The following is a 1723-nucleotide window of genomic DNA, read 5'->3' as shown; positions in this document are numbered from 1 at the left end:
CCGCGGCCCGCAGGCCGCGGCCCCGCCGCACCGAGGAGCCCAGATGCGCGTGCTGTTCGTCTCCTACGCAGAGAAGACCCACTTCATCGGGCTGGTGCCGCTGGCCTGGGCGATGCGCGCGGCAGGGCACGACGTGCGCGTCGCCGGCCAACCCGAACTGGCGCCCTTCGTCGCCGGCACCGGGCTGCCCTACGCCCCCGTCGGCACCGACCACCGGCTGCGCGAGTGGGTGGAGTGGGCGGCGCGCTGGGACCCCGAGCCGACCGGCGGCCTGTTCGACGTCGGCGACCGGTGGCCCGAGGAGCTGCCGTGGAAGCGGCTGCTGCTGGGCATGGAGGAGTCGGTCGAGTACTGGTGGAACGTCATCAACGAACCCATGCTCGACGACCTCGTCGACCTGTGCGACCGGTGGCGCCCGGACCTCGTCGTCTGGGAGACCACCACCTACGCCGCCGGGATCGCCGCCGAGGCGTGCGGGGCGGCGCACGCCCGCTACCTGTGGAGCCTGGACATGTTCGGCCGGATGCGCGCCCAGTTCCTGCGCACCATGGCGGCCCAGCCCGAGGCCGACCGCGCCGACCCCCTGCGCGACTGGCTCGCCGACCGGGCCGCCCGCCACGGCGTCGCGTTCTCGGAGTCCCTGGTCGACGGCGACGCGGCCGTCGACCAGCTCCCCGACGCGCTGCGCATCGACCCCGGGCCGGCCGTCCGCCGGCTCCCCGTCCGCTACGTCCCCTACAACGGGCGGGCGGTGGTGCCGGAGTGGCTGCGGCGCCCGGCCGACCGGCCCCGGATCTGCCTGACCATGGGCACCAGCGCCACCGAGTGGTACGGCGGCTACGCCGTCTCCATGGCCGGGGTGCTCGACGGGCTGGCCGACCTCGACGCCGAGGTGGTGGCCACCCTCCCGGTGGAGCAGCAGCAGAGGCTGGGCACGGTGCCCGGCAACGTCCGCCTGGTCGACTACGTCCCCCTGCACGCCCTCGCCCCCACCTGCGCCGCCATGGTCAACCACGGCGGCCCCGGCACGGTGTGCACCGGGCTCGCGGCGGGCGTGCCCCAGCTGATCCTGGCCGTCGCCGACCTCGACGCGCCGCTGCTCGCGCGCAACGTCGCCGAGGCCGGCGCGGGGATCACCCTCTCCCCGGAGCAGACCACCACCGCGTCGGTCACCGGCGCCGTCGCCCGGCTGCTCGGCGACCCGGCGTTCGCGGCCGGCGCCGACCGGGTGCGCGCGCAGATGGCCGCCATGCCCGCACCCGCCGGGATCACCGCCGACCTGGCCGCCCTCGCCGCGCGCCGCGCGGAGCTGCGCGCCGCCTGACCGCGCACCCGGTCGCACCCCGATCGCGCGTCCCGACCGCACCGCGGGGTCCGCGGCGCCCCGCGCCGCGGACCCCGCGCCCGACCCCGCACCCTTCGCACCGCACCGAAAGGCGGACCCCCGTGCGCATCCTCTTCGCGACCTCCTCCGAACGGACCCACTTCCTCGGCATGGTGCCGATCGCGTGGGCGGCGCGGGCCGCCGGCCACGAGGTGCTGGTCGCCAGCCAGCCCGCCCTCGGCCCGGCCGTGACCGGGGCGGGGCTGCCGTTCGCCCCGGTCGGGCGGGACCACGTCATGCAGAAGCTCGTGCGCGACTTCGAGTCGCTGCCCGGCTCCTCCGCCAGCGAGTTCGATTGGGGTGTGGGTGATGGGGGGGTGTTGTCGTGGGAGTACCTGT

1 protein-coding gene and 1 pseudogene are annotated in these 1723 nt (G+C 76.4%); both read left to right on the top strand.

Features of this window, described 5'->3' with window-relative positions:
- On the top strand, positions 1–1324 hold a 1324-nt coding region (locus NT8_RS28035; RefSeq protein WP_369406320.1), incomplete at its 5' end, for an activator-dependent family glycosyltransferase.
- 122 nt (positions 1325–1446) lie between these two features.
- Positions 1447–1723: pseudogene (locus NT8_RS28030) on the top strand (activator-dependent family glycosyltransferase); the annotation flags it as partial.

Source organism: Nocardiopsis trehalosi NBRC 14201, assembly GCF_001552555.1.
GTDB lineage: Bacteria > Actinomycetota > Actinomycetes > Streptosporangiales > Streptosporangiaceae > Nocardiopsis_B > Nocardiopsis_B trehalosi.
Note: the sequence above shows the minus strand (reverse complement) of the source record. Positions and strands in the feature narration are given on the sequence as shown.